The following is a 16976-nucleotide window of genomic DNA, read 5'->3' as shown; positions in this document are numbered from 1 at the left end:
TCAGAATTTTGTGGTAGTGCGTCTGTGGGGAAGCGCCCACAAAGGGGGTGGAGGATGCGAGAGAGCTTGTATGACTACTGCACACGAACCCGCCGGCAAGCACTGCTGGAAGAGTGGGATGTGGAAGGCAACGGGGCACTGACGCCGTTGGCCCTTTCCCATGGCAGCCGCCAGAAGGTTTGGTGGCGCTGCGGGGCGGGGCACCGGTGGCAGGCGGCGGTCTACACCCGGACGGGAGCGGAGAGCGGCTGCCCGTACTGCGCGGGGAAGCGGCCCTGGCCGGGATTTAATGACCTGGCCTCCCAGGAGCCGGCGCTGGCCGCCCAGTGGCACCCGGAGAGGAACGGCCCGCTCACCCCGGACCAGGTGGTCTGTGGGAGCACCCGGCGGGTGTGGTGGCAGTGCGGCAGTGGGCACGTCTGGGCCGCGTCGGTGAAGTCCCGGGCGGCGGGCGCCGGCTGCCCCTATTGTACCGGCCGGCGGATCAGTCCCGGGGAAAATGATTTGGCCACCCTGTATCCCGCTCTGGCCCGGCAATGGCACCCCACCAAAAATGGGGGGCTGACCCCGGCGGCGGTGGCCCCCGGCAGCCGGCGGCGGGTGTGGTGGCAGTGTCCCCAAGGGCACACATGGCAGGCGGCGGTGTTCTCCCGGAGCCAGGGCGCCGATTGCCCGGTGTGCACGGGCAGGACGGTGCTGCCGGGGGAAAACGACCTGGCCACAGTGTTTCCCCAGCTGGCCCGGCAATGGGACCAGGAGAGGAACGGGGCCTTGACCCCCCAGCAGGTTTCACCGTATAGCAACCGCGCCGTCTGGTGGCGGTGCGGCCTGGGGCACAGCTGGCACGCGGCCATCAGCACCCGGGCCTGGGGGAGCGACTGCCCCTACTGCGCCGGGCGGAAGGTCCTGGCGGGGTTCAACGACCTGGCGACCCGGTACCCCGAGCTGGCCCAGACGTGGGACCCTGTCCTGAACGGAGCCTTGACCCCGGCCATGGTCACCCCGGGAAGCCACAAGAAGGTGTGGTGGCGGTGCCCGGAGAACCACGTGTGGAAAGCCGTGGTCTACTCCCGCACCAGCGACAAACGCTGCGGCTGTCCGGTGTGTGCCGGGAAGGTCAGCCAGAAGAATCTGGGGCGGTACCAGGTTCCCCTTGTTCCGGGCGGGGCGGAGAAAGCGCCGGAGTAAATCAACAGCGGGCTTCCCGGGGGTGGAAGCCGAAGCAATGCAACCAGAGGAGGAGACAAAAAATATGAAGAAACGATTATTGGCCATGCTGATGGTCTTGTCCATGGCCCTCTCCATTCTGCCTATGAGCGCGATGGCGGCGCCGGGCGATGGCGGTGGAGACCAGGAAGCTGCGAATCAGATTGCGAAGCAGGGAGAAGAAAAAACAACCAAAGATAAGAAAGTTAAGCATTCTAAAAGAATAGAACAAACCGATGAAAATACGTTTGATATTACGTTGACTGTTCAGACGAAAGAAACCATTGAAGAACAAGTGGTTTCTGAAGATGCCGCAGTTGTCCTGGTCTTAGACGTGTCTAATAGCATGGATAAGAAAGATATTCAAAGTGTAAAAGAAGCGGCAAGGAATTTTGTAGAGAAACTAACCGATGACGCAAGCGAAAATGCCCAACGAAAGGTTGCCATTGTTGAATTCGGAAGCAATGCGAAGACGGTGGTAGGTTGGACGGAAGCAAATAGTTCACAGGGGAAAAATAAAATTGAGAATGGTATTACAGCGGTTGAAAATGGTTTTTCATACTGGGGAAAATGGGAAAAAGATTCAGGAGGAACAAACATTGAAGGTGGCCTTCGTTTGGCAGACAATTTGCTAAGTAATGATCAAGTCACAAATATAAAAAACAAATATGTTGTTCTTATGACGGATGGCGTACCTACATATCATGTAGAAGAAGATGAAGAAACGGACAGCATTGATATTATGTATGGGAAGAGAGGAGGAGGTAATTGGGCAACGGATAACGATTATTGCGACATTTATGATCCCTACCAGCCAGAAAAAGGTGATACTGTCCCCAAGTCAATTAAAAAGAAAGCAAAACTATATACAGTATTTTATAAAAACAATTGGGGTACAGTAGGCAGTATGGATATCGGAAGCTGGCTTTCCGCATTTTCTACTCAACTGATCAAGGCTGGCGATGATATTTTTGAAGGACTGGAAAATATTGCGGAGATTATTGTTAATCAGGCCCAAGCCTGGATTTTAACTGATCCGATGGGAGAGTATATTGATTTTGGGGATAATACGGAGATTCCACGTGTTACGGAAAAAGGTGAGGAAGGGGACTACACTGTAGCGTTCAATACAAGTACGAATACGTTGGTTTGGAATCTGAGAAACGATACCTCAAGAACAGGGCCAGTCGATGGTTGGTATACTTATAAATTAACGTATTCTGTTACATTAGACACGCTAAAAAGCGGGTTTTCCAAGGAAAACCAGTATGCAACTAATGGAAATACGGTTCTGACTTATATGTTGACAGAGGATGGGGAACTTCAACCCCAATTATATAAGACAGAACTTTTAGTTCCTATGGTGAAGGGCTTTGCCGGAGATCTGATTTTCACCAAAAAGGGATCGGACGGAAAAATACTTGAAGGAGCCCAATTTACGCTGACCTGTCAGGACAATGGGAATTGGAAGCGGGAAGCTACATCTGATAAGAGCGGCAAAATCTCCTTTACAGATATCCCGTCCGGCCATGTCTATACTTTGGCGGAAACTAAAGTACCGGGGGGGTACGTAGCAGTAAAGCCGATTGACGTTACAGTGTCGTACGGCGAGGTGACTGCGAAGGAGATTACTGACGGCACGTTGATTGACCCGGTGGCAACGGGGAGTTTGGCTATTTCCAAAACGGTCACGGCAGAGAGTGGACTGGAGGCGGATAGCGATCAAGAATTTACCTTTACGGTTGATTTTAACGGAAAGGATGTTCTTAAAGGTGAGTTCCCCTACACTGTATCGGGATCGGAGACTGGGAACGGCAACGTTACCGACGGTGCAACGATAACACTAAAGGCGGGAGAAACTGCCACCATTACGGGACTTCCTGTGGGAACGACCTATACCGTGACAGAGACAGAAATCCCGACGGGGTTTGAGGCAGAGCAAGAATCCATCAATGGAACTATTTCCGGGGAAGGGAACAACGCTGAATTTACCAATAAATATAGCGTTGGACCTCTCATCCTTCCAGGAGAAACCTATCTGACAGTAAAAAAGGAAATCCAAGCAGAGGGTGAAACCTATACCTGGGGAGAGGACGATTCCTTTACCTTTAGCATCTCTGCAGATACGGGAGTGCCAATGCCTGACGAGGAAATTATAACCATCAGCAATAGTACTGAAGGTCATACTGCCTCCTTCGGGAATATTATTTATAAACAACCGGGTACCTATCAGTATAGCATTCGAGAGGGACATTCGGATATTCCGGGTATGAGCAGTGACACGAAGGTTTACATCGTAAATGTTCAGGTGACAGTTCAAAATGGTACGCTTGTGCCGGAAGTGACGTATCAGGTACAGCAAGGGGATAAGAGTAGCGACTATACTGAATACAATATAAATAAACTCTTATTTACCAATCAGTATGATACAAGCAAACAGACAGTTCGTATTTCCGGGAGCAAAGAGCTGAAAGGGGAAATCCTTGAAGCGAAAGATTTCCAGTTTCAACTGACCGGGGTAAAGAAAGACAATGGAGAGGTCATTCAAGATCAGAATGATGTTGGAGACATTCCTCTGCCTGGAGATTTGGAAATCGGAGGGACGGTGACCAACGGTTCTATAGAGAGTGACCCGAGCAATATTTTCTTCGGCACCATTACTTACGATGTGCAGGATGCAGGAACCTACAAGTATTACTTCCAGGAAGTTGTCCCGGAAGACAAAGAACCCGGCATGGTCTATGACGAGGAAGAAAAGGTTGTCACAGTCACGGTGACCTATGATGAGGACAAGGGCCTGAATGCAATCGTGTCTGTGGATGCTGGTGATGGGACAGTAACTGAAAAGAATGCATCCCTGACCTTCCGCAACGTCAAGAAGGAAGCTACCTTGGGTGGAGACGGAAGCACGGCGCTCACCGTGAACAAGACCCTCACCGGGCGCGGCTGGCTGCCGACGGATCAGTTTGCTTTCCAGCTTGCGGCAGGAGATGATGATACGAGCAAGGCGCTTGAGGATGGGATAGTGAAGCTTGAGAACGCCTTGGGGGATGCAATGGTGACAACGATTCCAGAGTCTAAGACCATCCAGGCGGGGAACAGCGTCATCAGCAACACCAAGACGGGTTCGTTTGGGGACATCACCTTCTATGAGACGGGAAAGTATACCTTTACCGTTACGGAGATGAAACCCGGCGAAGGTGCTATCGAAGGTGTTACGTACTCTCAGGCAAAGTACACGGTGACGGTGCAGGTGGATGAGAACGAGGATGGAACCTTAGCTAAGCCGGAAGTTACCGTGACACAGACAACCAATGACAAGGGAGACGCAGTATCCGAAGTCGGCGCGACAACGCTCCAATTCACCAACACCGTTGCGGAAAAAGGAAACACCAAGTCGGTCACAACAGGCACAACAGAGGACCCTGACGGGATTGACCCCGACGGCAAAGTGGCCGGCGTGGGCGACATCCTGACCTATACCATCCAGTGGGTCAACGACGCGGTGGATAAGAATGGGAACGCGACAGCGGCTACGGTGATTGTGACGGATACCATTCCCGAGGGAACCGAGTGTGTGGCAGATGGGGGCGCGAACTATGACGACACTGCCAAAACCCTGACCTGGACAATCGACAATGCCGCCGCCAACGCCACCGGCGAAGTTTCCTTCCGGGTGAAGGTGACAGAAGCGGCGGTGAAGGACGACGAAAACAACACGATTGTTAATCAGGCAGATGTCAAGGTGGGGAACAATGATCCAAAACAAACCACGACGACAGAGACCTACGTCCCCGAAAAGTCTATCACAAAGTATCAGCCGAAGGACGGAGATGCCACCACGGAAGTGCCGCAAACCGGCCTCAAAGTGGGCGACCAGCTGACCTACACCATCTCCTACAAGAACACCGAGGACACAGCGTCAACGGTGACCATCACGGACAAGGTTCCCACGGGAACAGAATTTGTATCGGCGGACAATGGCGGTGCATTAGACGAAGAATCGGGTATAGTGACCTGGACGCTGAACGAGGTGCAACCAGGCGCCACCGGTGAGGTCACTATGACCGTTAAAGTAGTCTCCGGCGCGGAAACCACCGTGGAAAACACTGCTTCGGTCCAGATTGGCGAGGACGGCCCGACGGTGAGCACCAACACGGAATCCACCGAAATTGACGAGAGCGAGCGGTCCATTATCATCACCCCCGCGGACATCATTGTGTACACCGGCGGCACTGGGTACGAGAGTGTGGTTGGCAACCAATCTGGAGCAGCCCGGGCGGGAGAGGATGAGGAAACGGGTGAGCAGAGCAACGGCCTGCCTGAGCCTGGCTACTATATCACGCTGCCCGATTGGCTCAACGACCAACTGAATATCCAAGAGGATCCCACCCAGGAGGGAGCAACCGATCTGTCTAAGATTTTAACTTTCACGTATGCGGATGAGGAGCAGACGCGAGAGTGGTCCCTTGCTCTGTACTACGATGACGAGGACGGCACCAGCTACGAGGAGACGACGGTTGGAGACGTAACACGGAACCGTTATGTTTACCGTATGAACCCGGCGGTAGTTGGCGGGGAGAAAATCCCGGTCAGAGTGCAGTTTACCCCCAAGGGTGAAGAAGGTGGCATTCCCACACTCAGCGATGACTTCACGCTGGACCTGGGGACGCTGTATCAGCAGTATGACATGACCATCTATCCCGGCCTGCTGGAGCAGGATTTGGTGGAAGCACAAGTTAAGTTAAACGGTGAGGATGATACGGAAACCTTACCCGTTAAGGTGGGCAATGGGACCCTCACAGTCCGCGGCACCACCAATGGGGAGGTGACAACGAAGGTTGCCACCACAACCGATGACGTGACGAAAAACACAAAAACCATTGATGAGACAACGGGTTGTACCATCACAGCGGTTGCGGATGCGGACACCCAGTACGTGATCAACGACTCCCATGTCACAGTGGAGGCAGAGAATGTTCACCTGCTGGTGGATGAGCTGTCCCAGGGGGATACCGCAGAAGGCGATGCGGCCAATGAAAGCCAGCAGATTCTGAAGAACTATCTGGTGAAGAATGACCAGGCGGAGACCGACGACCACTACATCTATCAGTATTTGGACCTGGTGGATGAGACCAACGGCCGGGCCTGGGTCACCGCGGATCGGCTGGTGGATGTCTACTGGAAACTGCCCAAGGGCTCTGACAGCAACGATGACTTTAAGCTTGTCCATTTCACCGGGCTGGACCGGCAGTATGACGGTGATACAGCAGACCTGATTGGCCAGGAGGGGTACGAAGTAGAGGCGTACACTACCTCCAATGGCGGGCTGGAGATCGTCACCCTGGACGGGGAACAGTATCTGAAGTTTGCGACGCAGGAGTTCTCTCCCTTTGTGCTGGTTTGGGACGAGGTTTCCAACAGCAGCGGCGGCGGAGGAGGCGGCGGCAACAAGCCCAGCCTGAACACCGAGGACCACTACGGCTACATCGTGGGCTATCCCGTGGACTATGAGACAGGTGAGCCCACCGACGACCAGGCCAGAAAGCCCGTGAAGCCCCAGGGGAAGATCACCCGGGCCGAGGTGGCCACCATCTTCTTCCGGATGCTCACCGACGAGAGCCGGAACGCGTACTGGAGCCAGAGCAACAGCTTCACCGACGTGGCGGCGGACGCCTGGTACAACAACGCCATCTCCACCATGGCCAACGCGGGCATCCTGGACGGCTATGAGGACGGCAGCTTCCACCCCAACGGGTATATCACCCGGGCGGAGTTTGCCACCATCGCGGTGCGGTTCTTCGACCTGAGCTACCAGGGCGAGGACCTCTTCCCGGACATTGACGGCCACTGGGCCCAGGACTACATCAACCAGGCCGCGGACGCGGGGATCATCGAGGGCTATCCCGACGGGACCTTCGGCCCCCAGAAGCAGATCACCCGGGCCGAGGCGGTGACCATGGTCAACCGCACCCTGGACCGGCACCCCGACCCGGACCATTTCCTGAAGGACATGCTGGTCTGGCCGGACAACCTGGACACCGAGGCGTGGTACTATGCCGACATGCAGGAGGCCACCAACTCCCACGAGTACCAGATGAAGAAGGACGCCCAGGGCAACGAGTATGAGGTGTGGACCAAGATCCTGCCCATTCGGGACTGGGAGGCCCTGGAAAAGGAGTGGTCGGACGCCAACTCCTCCGAGAATCCCGGCGACGTGGCGGGATAACCGCTGCGTCCCCTTCCCGGACAACACAGCCAAAAGGAACAGACGAGAACCCCTCGTCTGTTCCTTTTTTTGTGGGCATGATCCCGTGACCCTGCCGCATAGGGTAAGGGGAAGGAGGGATGCGGGATGCCACAGACAGAATGCCCGGCGCAGGAAGAGGCCTGGCGCAGCACCACGGAACGAACCCCCGGGGCCTTTCGGCGGCTGATGTCGCAGTGTGGGAGCGGCGTGGAGAACTGTCTGCTTCCAGACAGCGTGGCGGGGTTTGTGGAAGGGGAGCATTGCAGCGTACTGCTCAAAGCCCTGGGCGACGGGCATCTTCGGCCCATCGGCAGTATGGTGGATGCCAGCGTGCGGGACCGAAACAAGCCGGGCGCGTGCTACGTGTATTTCCGGGTGATGAAACGGGGAGAGACGCCCATTCGCATGGCCTTTGGCAGCGTGGGCTCCTCCCGGATGGAGTACAAGGCGCGGATGCTGTTCCGGCCCAGGATATGGACCGCCAGCAGAGGCGGGTATGTCAGTGACCGGGACGGCATGGGGAACATCAACGGGACCCCCTTCTCCCAGACAAAGCAGCGGCAGACGCTGGAGACCCTTCTGGCCATGGACTGGACAGGGCGGGGCAATGCGGAGGTTGGCATCTATGGCCCGGTCTCCATGGAGGACCTTGACAGCGCCTGGTGTGTGTTTCCCTTTTCCCTGGACAGAATCCAGCGGCAGGTCCAAGCGGGGCAGAGGGCCCGTCGTCCCCAGCCGGTTCTGGTGCGCCCGGGGAGGCGCCCTGCCAACCTGGGACGGCCTGGGGCGGCGGCGTATCTGGCCCGCCCAAAGCCCCGGGTGGAGGGCATGTCTGCCCAGGCAAAGCTGGAGGAGGCGGTCAGGTGGTACCAGAGTTTGTCGGCCCACCTCCCCCATGTGCAGGACAGGGGCGTGGTCTCAGGGGGCGGGCAGGCACACTGGATTCAATTTTCCCGATAGGAGGCAGAACCATGGAACAATGGGAAGCAATGATGGGCGGCAAGACGTTTATCACCGACCTGGGTGAGGAGCGGCACGCTGAGATCAACGGCGTGGACACCGTGGTGGGCCGGTACGCGGTGTGGTCCCCCATCCGAAACGCCAGCCGCCACCAGATTGTGGAGGTGGGCTGCGATTTGCAGGCCCTGGTGGAGAAATACCAGATTCCCGACAGCCGGGTGTGTGTCCTGGCGTAAAAAGGAGGCAGAGCGATGCAGGTTGAGTTCGGCCGCCTGGTCACGGCCCTGGGGCAGGCGGTCTCGGAGGCACAGCGGGCGGTGGCGGCCCACGCGATTGGAAACTATCTGGCCTACTTCCGGCGCGGGCCCGCCGACCAGGACGGGGGCGCGGGCTATACACCCAACACGACCTCGATCCTGTTCCCCCCATCCACCGGCGGAGAGGAGGGGGCACGGGTTGCGGTGCCCTTGGTGACCCTGGCCCACCACAACGCCGTGGGTCTGGACAGCGTCCGCATTAAGCTGTGTGCGGCGGCCGCGGTGGACGAGGAGGAGAAACTGCTGCTGGATTTCTCCCCGCCGGGGAGAGCCAGCGGAGAACCCCCGCTGCTGACGGAAATGGAGCTGTGTTTTCGCTGTGATGACCCGCCGGAAGGAACCGCGCGGGTCACCACCGAGATGAACAAATCATTATAAGAAAAGGAGATATTGACCATGGCAGAAGAGTTTGGGAGAAGTTTTGCCACGCTCCCTATGGGGCAGCTGATCTGCGGGCCGATCATCGCGGTGGCCCAGGGACAGTCTGAGCTGTGCAGGGTGTATTTGGACTACTTATTTGAACTGGCGTTTCGGGAGGGCGACCCGGAAAAGGGGATTAACAGCGTAAAATTTAAGCTGCCCCGCCAGATCGTGACCCCTGAGGGCGACACCAAGACAGTGGAACTGGAGGTGGAGGCCCCGCTGCTGTCCCTGGTGCCTGTGCCGGCGTTTACCATGGACGAGGCCACGGTGCAGTTTACCATGGAGGTCAAAGACATCAAAACCGACAAGAGCGGCAGCGCCTCCTCCCTGGACACAATGGCAAAATTCTCTGCTTGGGGGTTCAGCTCCAGCGTGACCGGGAAGGTGACCACGTCCCATGAGAATACCCGAACCACAGATCAGTCGGCCAAGTACGACATTTTTGCCCGGGCCTCTCAGCAGCCCCCGGCGGAGGGGATGGCAAAGCTCACGGCCCTCTTTGCGTCGGTGGTGGAACCCATTGAGGCGGAGGGCAGCGGCGGCTGAATCCCCAAACACAATAGGAACCTGCCCTGTTTCGGGGCAGGTTCCTATTGTGCTTTAGGGAGCGGAAAATGGGGCTGTCCATGCCGGGCAATGTTTGGTATACTATTCCTGTAATCCAGAGAAACAGGCCAACAGGCCGGAGAGAAGGTGGGTTCATGCTGCAGGAAACGCTGGCCTATGAGGTGCTCTCTGTGGTGGAGGAGATTCCGGCGGGGAAAGTGGCCACCTATGGGCAGATTGCCCGGCTCATCGGCCGGCCCAGGAACGCCCGCCTGGTGGGGCGGATTCTCCGGGGGGCCGAGCAGTATGGGAGCTATCCCTGTCACCGGGTGGTAAACCACGCAGGCCGCCTGGCCCCCGGCTGGCCGGAGCAGGCGGCCCTGCTCGCGGCGGAGGGGGTCTTCCTGAACCAGAGAGGTTGTGTGGATTTGGCCCGGGACCAGTGGGATTGCTGACAGAAGTACAGAGGAAAGGAGGGGCACCATGGCAAAGCGCGAGGTTCTTCGGCAGTATTTTGGGCACAGCAGCTTTCGGCCGGGCCAGGAGGCCCTGATTGACGGCATCCTGGCGGGCCGGGACGCCCTGGGGATCATGCCCACCGGCGGCGGCAAGTCCCTGTGCTATCAGGTCCCGGCACTGCTGCTGCCGGGGCTGACCCTGGTGGTGTCCCCGCTGATCTCCCTGATGAAGGATCAGGTGGCGGCCCTCAACGGCGTGGGGATTCCCGCGGCTTTCCTGAACAGTGCCTTGGATGCCCAGGCATTCCAGGCGGTTTGCCGGGAGATTCGGCAGGGGATGCACAAACTGATTTACGTCGCCCCGGAGCGGCTGCTCCAGGAGGGGTTTCTGGCGCTGATGCAGGAGCAGAAGATTGCCCAGGTGGCGGTGGACGAGGCCCACTGCATCTCCCAGTGGGGCCAGGATTTCCGGCCCAGCTATCGGAAGATCACGGAGTTTGTGGCCCGGCTGCCCCGGCGGCCTGTGCTGTCGGCCTTTACCGCCACCGCCACGGCGGAGGTCCAGGCGGACATTCTGACCCAGCTGGAGCTGCGGGACCCGGTGAAGGTGGTGACGGGCTTTAACCGGCCCAACCTCTATTTTGCGGTGCAGCAGCCCAAGCGGAAGCAGCCGGTCCTCACCGCCCTGGTGGAGGCGCGGCGGGACCGGAGCGGCATTGTCTACTGTGCCACCCGGTCTGGGGTGGAGAAGATCTGTGATCTGCTGTGCCAGCGGGGCATCCCCGCCACCCGTTACCACGCGGGGCTGTCAGAGGAGGAACGGCAGCGGAATCAGGACGATTTTCAGTTTGACCGCAAGACAGTGATGGTGGCCACCAACGCCTTTGGCATGGGCATCGACAAATCCAATGTGAGCTTTGTTATCCATTACAACATGCCCAAGAGTTTAGAGGCCTATTATCAGGAGGCCGGCCGGGCGGGCCGGGACGGGGAGGCGGCGGAGTGCATCCTCCTCTACGGGCCGGGGGATGTGGCCACTGCCCAGTTTTTCCTGCAACAGGCGGGAGAGAACGAGGACCTCTCCCCAGAGGAACGGGCGGAGGTTCAGGCGCGGGACGCCCGGCGCCTGGAGGCCATGGTGAACTACTGCAAGACCACCCACTGCCTCCGAGGGCACCTTCTGGACTATTTTGGCCAGGCCCACGATCCCACCTGCGGCAACTGTGGAAACTGCCGGAGCCAATTTGTCCAGGTGGACATCACCCGGCAGGCGCAGATGATCCTCTCCTGCGTCAAGCGGGTCCAGGGAAAGCTGGGGTACTATGTGGGCGCGGACCTGCTGAGCAAAGTGCTCCGGGGGAGCCGGAGCCAGCGGGTGCTCACGCTGGGATTGGATGGGCTGACCACCTATGGCCTGCTGCGGGACACCTCGGAGGCCTTGACACGCCGCTATCTGGAGGCGCTGGAGGAGGCGGGGTATCTGGTTACAGAGCCTGTTCACAAGACCCTCCGGCCCACTCCCCAGGCGGGGGAGGTCCTTTTCCGGGGGAGCAAGGTATTCTTAACTCAGCGGGCGGCGCCGGCGGTGTTCCGTCCCAGGGAAGAGGGACTGGAGCGGTCGGGACAGCAGCCGGAGGACCAGGAACTGATGGCGGCGCTGAAGGCCACCCGGCTCCAGCTGGCCCGGCAGGAGGAGGTCCCTTTGTACGTGATTTTTTCCAATGCCACGTTGGCGGACATGGCCCGCCGCCGGCCGCAGACCATGGAGGAATTCCTGTCAGTGTCCGGTGTGGGCGAGGTCAAGGCCCGGAAGTATGGCGCGGCCTTTCTGGCGGTTTTGGCCCGGGCGGAGAAGGAGGAGGTATGACAGCATGACATGGACGCTGCGTCCCTGGCGGATGTCTGACGCCGGGGCCCTGGCCGCGTTGCTCCAGGATGGACGGGTGCGGCGCATGCTCCGGGATGGTTTGCCCTATCCCTATACGGAGGCGGATGCCCGGGCCTTTCTGGCGGAGACGCTGGCATCGGACCCGGAAGAGGTGTTTGCCTTTGCCATTGCCCAGGAGGATATTCCCGTGGGCAGTTTGGGCATGTTCCGGCAGGGAAATATCCACCGCCGCACGGCGGAACTGGGGTATTATCTGGGGCCGGACCACTGGGGTCAGGGAATCGGCACCTGGGCGGTGCGGGAGGCGGTTCAATGGGTCTTTGCCCGGACAGACCTGCTGCGAATCTTTGCGGAACCCTTCGCAGAGAACCACGCCTCCTGCCGGGTGCTGGAGAAAGCGGGATTCCAGCTGGAGGGGGTCTTGCGGCAGAACGCAGTCAAGGACGGACGAGTACTGGATATGAAGATGTACGCCCGGTGCCGGGGAGAAAATGACCCGCAGCCTGTGTTGTAGAGAACACAGGCTGCGGGTTTCTCAATAGCAGGAGAGGGTGAGGTATAGGGTGGGGAAGGGGTACCCCTGGGGATCAGCGGGGGTGCGGTGGTGGATCCGGTAGCTGCGCCGCAGGAAAAAGCCCAGTGCCCGAGTGTTGGCCTCCCAGACAGTGATCTGGGCGAGGTAGTGCTTGGCCATGGCATGCTGAAACAGGCGGCTTCCCAGCCCCGTGCCCTGCTGGTCAGGGGGAAGAAAAAACAGCTCCAGGCTATGGCCGCTGACGCCCAGAACGCCCACCGGGGCGCCGGTGTCATCCAAGGCCACCGTCAGATGGGCCACGGTGCGGAGGACCTGGACCACCCCGGCGGCCAGGTCCTGTACGGTGTGGCGGGGGAGGGCACTGTGGTCAGCCTGGACAGTGGCGGTCCAGAGGGCCTCCAGCCGGGCGATCCACGCGGGGGAGCGGTCCTGAAAGGAGAGTTCAAGCCACTGCATCGGAGCACCTTCTTTCTACCGGAATGGAGGAGAGCGGCTCCACCTGAATTTTTGGTGGGGAGACGTACTGGGTATAGGAGTGGTAGGAGAGCAGGCAAAGAATCCCCCATAGAAGGACGAAGGCCAACAGGATGCCCACCACCACCTGCCAAATCCGCCTGGCCCGGCGGTTCTTTTGGGCCAGCTGCTCGTTGATCCGGGCCAGTTGTTCGGCCACCTGATCCGTGGAGGACTCCGGCGGCAGGGGGGCGCCCAGCAGCTGGCTGACGGGGACCTCCAATACCTCGGACAGGCGGACCAGCAGGGCGGCGTCCGGGACGGACAGGCCCTTCTCCCACTTGGAAATGGTCTGCCGGACCACATGCAGACGGACGGCCAGATCTTCCTGGGTTAGGCCCTTGGCCTTCCGGTAGTTTTTGAGATTTTCTTGGAACATAGACAGAAGCCTCCTTGTATTTCTTCTCTCAGCATAGTGAATTTGCCCCGTTGCGGCAAGCAACGGAAAGAAACAAAGGGGGAAACGGGTTAACGGACAGGCGGCGGAGCCTCCTGGGCCCATGTGCCGGAGAGGGCAAAACCGTGGTGCAGGGGACCGGAACCCTGTCCCAGGTCCAGCATAGCGGCCAGGGCCTGGGAGACGTAGTCCTTGGCCCGCTGTACCGCCTGGGGCAGGGAAAACCCTTTGGCCAGGTTGGCCGCGATGGCGCTGGAGAGGGTACAGCCGGTGCCGTGGGTGTTGGAGTTGGCGATCCGGCGGCCCCGAAACCACTGGAGGGTGCCGTCGGCGTAGAGCAGGTCATTGGCGTCGTTGACACTGTGCCCGCCTTTGCACAGCACGGCGCAGTGATAGGTCTGGCTGATCCGCCGGGCGGCAGTTACCATGTCGGCTTCTGTCTGAATGGAGCACCCGGACAGAACCTCCGCCTCAGGCAGGTTGGGGGTGAGAAGGTCTGCCAGGGGGAGCAAGGTCTGGGTCAAGGTTTCCACCGCGTCCTCATCCAGGAGACGGGCCCCACTGGTGGCGACCATCACAGGGTCCACTACGATGTTGGCCGCCTGATAGGTCCGAAGGCAGCGGGCGATGGTCTGGATGAGAGGGGCGGAGGAGACCATACCGATCTTCACCGCGTCCGGGGGAATGTCAGTGAACACCGCGTCAATTTGCTGCTGTAAAAAATGGGGGGTGACGTCCAGAATGGCCGACACCCCGGTGGTGTTTTGGGCGGTCAGGGCGGTGATGGCGCTCATGGCGTAGACCCCGTTCATGGTCATGGTTTTCAGATCCGCCTGGATGCCGGCGCCGCCGCTGGAATCACTGCCGGCGATCGACAATGCTGTTTTCATGGAGGTGTCTCCTTTGCTGCGTTGGTACAGAGATCAAAACCCGGCGGCACAGAGGCCGCAGGCTGTGAGGGAGGGACTAAGGAATGGGATGGGGGAACAAAACTTGCCGGGCCTGGCGGGCCAGGGCCTGGGCGGCGGCCTGGATATCCTCTGCCCCAAAGAGGCTGGAGACCACGGCGATGCCCGCCGCGCCGGACCCCTTTAACTGGGCCAGGTTGCTTGGGCCGATGCCGCCGATGGCCACCGCGGGGATGGAGACCGAGGCGCAGATGCCCCCCAGCTCCTCTGGCGTAAGGCGCTGGGCGCCGGGCTTGGTGGGGGAGGGGAAAACGGCCCCCACCCCCAGGTAGTTGGCCCCGGCGGCCTGGGCGGCCTGGGCCTGCTGGACGGTTTTGGCCGTGGCCCCAATGATAAAGTCCGGGCCCGCCCGCCGGCGGATATGCGCCACAGGCAGGTCCTCACTGCCCACGTGGACGCCATCTGCCCCGCAGGCCAGGGCCAGGTCCACCTGGTCGTTGAGGATCAGGGGGACGTGATACCGGCGGCACAGGGCCTTGACTTCCAGGGCCTCTGCCAGGAAGGCGGCTGGGTCCAGGTCTTTTTCCCGGAGCTGGACCAGGGTGACACCGCCCTGGAGGGCGGCCTCCAGCTGTTCCAACAGGGTTTGCCGCCCGGTCCAGGCCCGGTCGGTGACAGCGTAAAGGAGAAGCTGATCAGGGTGAAATGGCATGGGAAAAGCTCCTTTCCAATGTGTGCAGGTAGGATGCGGGGTCGGGACAGGTCATAAAGCCGCTCCGAAAACAGGCGCCCCGGGCCCCGGCCCGGCGTACCCCGGGGAGAGTTTCCGCCGTGATGCCGCCAATGGCGTAAACAGGCAGGGGGACAGCGGCGCAGACCTGGGCCAGGAAATCCAATCCCCGCCCGGGCAGGCCCGGCTTGCAGCTGGTGTCAAAAATATGTCCGGCCAGAAGATAGGTGGCCCCCAGTGCCTGGGCCTCCAAGGCCTCCGCAATGGAATGGCAGGAGGTACCCAGGGAGGAGAAGGCAGCGCGTTCCTCCTTGGGCATGGCGCGCAGAAGGGGCAGGGGAAGGTGAAGGGCCGTGGCCCCCAGGGCCCGGGCGGCGGAGGGGAAGGTGTGGAGGATGCAGGGGACCTGATGTTGCCGGCAGAGGGAGAGAACCTGGGCAGCCAGAGACCGATAGGCGGATTCACACAGATCCTTTTCCCGCAGGATCACCCCGGCAGGACCTGCCGCGGCGATGCGGGAAATCTGTGACAGAAAGTGTTCAGGACATAAGGTGCGGTCGGTGACGCACAGAATGGATGGGGCTGTGTGGAGCATGGCAATTCCCTCCGGGAGAAAGGGGGCGTACTGCCGGCCACCGGCGGCGTTTGGCCGGGGCGGGGGACATCGCTGTGGGATGGGTCCCTGTACTTTGTTTTTTCATTATAGCTTGCCGCCGGAACAAATACAAGAGGGGGCGGAGACGCAAACCCTCGACACAGCGGGGCCTTTGTGGTAAGATACAAAAAACATGCGGAAAAAAACGGAAACAAAGGGGGACGTGAGATGCATATTCCCACTTGCCAGACCCAGGAACTGGAGATTTTGACCTTTGAGCAGGCCCTGGTCCCGACCCAATGGGATTTTGACCGGGAGAAGTGGTTGTATATTCCCGATCACTACGCGGAGTACCGGTACCTGCTGGGGACCCGGGGAGAGAATCCCCTGATCTGTATCGGGATCAACCCCTCCACCGCGGTGCCGGGGGACCTGGACAATACGCTGAAATCGGTGGAACGGATCGCGGCGGGCAACGGCTACGACAGCTTTTTGATGTTCAATGTCTATGCCCAGCGAGCCACCCGACCGGAGGACATGGATGCCCAATGCAACCAGGCCCTCCACCGGGAGAATATGACGGCGTTTCGGTATGTCCTCTCCCAGGTGGGGGCGGGTTTTACCCCTGCGGTTTGGGCGGCTTGGGGCACCATCATAGAAAAACGCCCCTATCTCCGGGACTGTGTCCGGGACATGGTCGCCATCGGGGAGGAATACGGCGCCCGGTGGCTTTGCGCGGGGAAGTGTTCCAAGAAGGGGCATCCTCACCACCCGCTGTATCTGCGAAAAGAGGAAAAGGTCCGGGATTTTCCCGTGACGGCGTATTTGGATCAGCTGTAAAATCCCCCGCCCCCTGGCCTTTGCCAGGGGGCGGGGGACCTTTATGGCAGAATGGAAAGGGTTACAGTAACAGAGCCAGCGCCTAAAACGGAAGCCAGTCCATCTGGATGCTCTATTTGTCCCAGCGGAGTATAGGAATAGGAAGAGGGGAAACTTTGGTAGAATAAAACAAGGCAGTTTGCGCCGTAGAGCATGAGGTCTCCGGTCTGAAGGGCGCCAGGTTGTATGGCGTCAGTGGGGAGTGCCTCCGGCAGGCGGGCGTATTTCTCGTTTCCATTGAGTTCCGCCAGTGTAAGGGTCATGGGCAGCTGGCGGACCAAGGCGCGTGTACTTGGGCTGTCCCGCAGGGTGACAGGATACTCTGCGCCGTGGACGGCGAGGCATAGGGTAGGCATAGGAGAGCCCTCCAT

General features: G+C 59.4%; 16 protein-coding genes. 10 read left to right on the top strand and 6 right to left on the bottom strand.

Going from position 1 to position 16976, the window contains the following annotated elements:
• Positions 1–54: 54 nt before the first annotated feature.
• From DV520_RS10160 to DV520_RS10120, 9 genes are all read left to right on the top strand, one after another.
• Positions 55–1188, top strand: a complete 1134-nt coding sequence (locus DV520_RS10160; protein ID WP_117142639.1) for a zinc-ribbon domain-containing protein — start codon at positions 55–57, stop codon at positions 1186–1188.
• 37 nt (positions 1189–1225) lie between these two features.
• Positions 1226–7435 (top strand): Spy0128 family protein, encoded by a 6210-nt coding sequence (locus DV520_RS10155; protein ID WP_117142638.1) that lies wholly within the window; start codon positions 1226–1228, stop codon positions 7433–7435.
• Positions 7436–7561: 126 nt separating this feature from the next.
• Positions 7562–8416, top strand: a complete 855-nt coding sequence (locus tag DV520_RS10150) for a hypothetical protein (RefSeq protein WP_117142637.1) — start codon at positions 7562–7564, stop codon at positions 8414–8416.
• 11 nt (positions 8417–8427) lie between these two features.
• A complete protein-coding gene (locus tag DV520_RS10145) occupies positions 8428–8652 on the top strand; it encodes a hypothetical protein (RefSeq protein WP_021919389.1) in 225 nt (74 codons plus the stop codon).
• A 15-nt stretch (positions 8653–8667) separates the two neighbouring features.
• On the top strand, positions 8668–9111 hold the full coding sequence (locus DV520_RS10140; protein WP_117142636.1) for a DUF2589 domain-containing protein: 444 nt from the start codon (positions 8668–8670) through the stop codon (positions 9109–9111).
• Between the two features lie 18 nt (positions 9112–9129).
• Complete coding sequence (locus tag DV520_RS10135; RefSeq protein WP_021919387.1) at positions 9130–9702, top strand: DUF2589 domain-containing protein; 573 nt, start codon at positions 9130–9132, stop codon at positions 9700–9702.
• Between the two features lie 155 nt (positions 9703–9857).
• On the top strand, positions 9858–10157 hold the full coding sequence (locus DV520_RS10130) for an MGMT family protein (protein WP_117142635.1): 300 nt from the start codon (positions 9858–9860) through the stop codon (positions 10155–10157).
• A 28-nt stretch (positions 10158–10185) separates the two neighbouring features.
• Positions 10186–12027: a DNA helicase RecQ gene (gene recQ, locus DV520_RS10125; RefSeq protein ID WP_117142634.1), complete on the top strand. Its 1842-nt coding sequence runs from the start codon at positions 10186–10188 to the stop codon at positions 12025–12027.
• A 4-nt stretch (positions 12028–12031) separates the two neighbouring features.
• Complete coding sequence (locus tag DV520_RS10120; protein WP_021919385.1) at positions 12032–12562, top strand: GNAT family N-acetyltransferase; 531 nt, start codon at positions 12032–12034, stop codon at positions 12560–12562.
• A gap of 21 nt (positions 12563–12583) precedes the next feature.
• On the opposite strand, the gene DV520_RS10115 is transcribed toward DV520_RS10120, so the two are convergent.
• From DV520_RS10115 to DV520_RS10095, 5 genes are all read right to left on the bottom strand, one after another.
• Positions 12584–13039, bottom strand: a complete 456-nt coding sequence (locus DV520_RS10115) for a GNAT family N-acetyltransferase (protein ID WP_117142633.1) — start codon at positions 13037–13039, stop codon at positions 12584–12586.
• Complete coding sequence (locus DV520_RS10110; protein ID WP_117142632.1) at positions 13026–13475, bottom strand: helix-turn-helix domain-containing protein; 450 nt, start codon at positions 13473–13475, stop codon at positions 13026–13028. The genes DV520_RS10115 and DV520_RS10110 overlap by 14 nt, the downstream gene beginning before the upstream one ends.
• Positions 13476–13564: 89 nt before the next feature.
• Positions 13565–14383, bottom strand: a complete 819-nt coding sequence (gene thiD, locus DV520_RS10105; protein WP_021919382.1) for a bifunctional hydroxymethylpyrimidine kinase/phosphomethylpyrimidine kinase — start codon at positions 14381–14383, stop codon at positions 13565–13567.
• Between the two features lie 76 nt (positions 14384–14459).
• Positions 14460–15113, bottom strand: coding sequence for a thiamine phosphate synthase (gene thiE / locus DV520_RS10100; RefSeq protein WP_117142631.1), 654 nt, complete (start codon positions 15111–15113; stop codon positions 14460–14462).
• Positions 15097–15726 carry a thiamine phosphate synthase gene (locus DV520_RS10095; RefSeq protein WP_117142630.1) on the bottom strand — a complete coding sequence of 210 codons (630 nt, stop codon included), beginning with the start codon at positions 15724–15726 and terminating at the stop codon, positions 15097–15099. Before DV520_RS10095 ends, thiE begins: the two co-directional genes overlap by 17 nt.
• A gap of 228 nt (positions 15727–15954) precedes the next feature.
• Here DV520_RS10095 and DV520_RS10090 point away from each other — a divergent pair, with 228 nt between their 5' ends.
• Complete coding sequence (locus DV520_RS10090; protein WP_021919866.1) at positions 15955–16566, top strand: DUF1643 domain-containing protein; 612 nt, start codon at positions 15955–15957, stop codon at positions 16564–16566.
• A 41-nt stretch (positions 16567–16607) separates the two neighbouring features.
• Here DV520_RS10090 and DV520_RS10085 read toward each other — a convergent pair whose 3' ends face one another.
• Positions 16608–16961 (bottom strand): cyclophilin-like fold protein, encoded by a 354-nt coding sequence (locus tag DV520_RS10085; protein WP_117142629.1) that lies wholly within the window; start codon positions 16959–16961, stop codon positions 16608–16610.
• Positions 16962–16976: the final 15 nt, after the last annotated feature.

It is taken from the genome of Evtepia gabavorous (assembly GCF_003425665.1).
GTDB classification, from domain to species: domain Bacteria; phylum Bacillota; class Clostridia; order Oscillospirales; family Oscillospiraceae; genus Evtepia; species Evtepia gabavorous.
The sequence above is the reverse complement of the archived record's forward strand: the minus strand, read 5'-3'. Positions and strand labels throughout refer to the sequence as shown.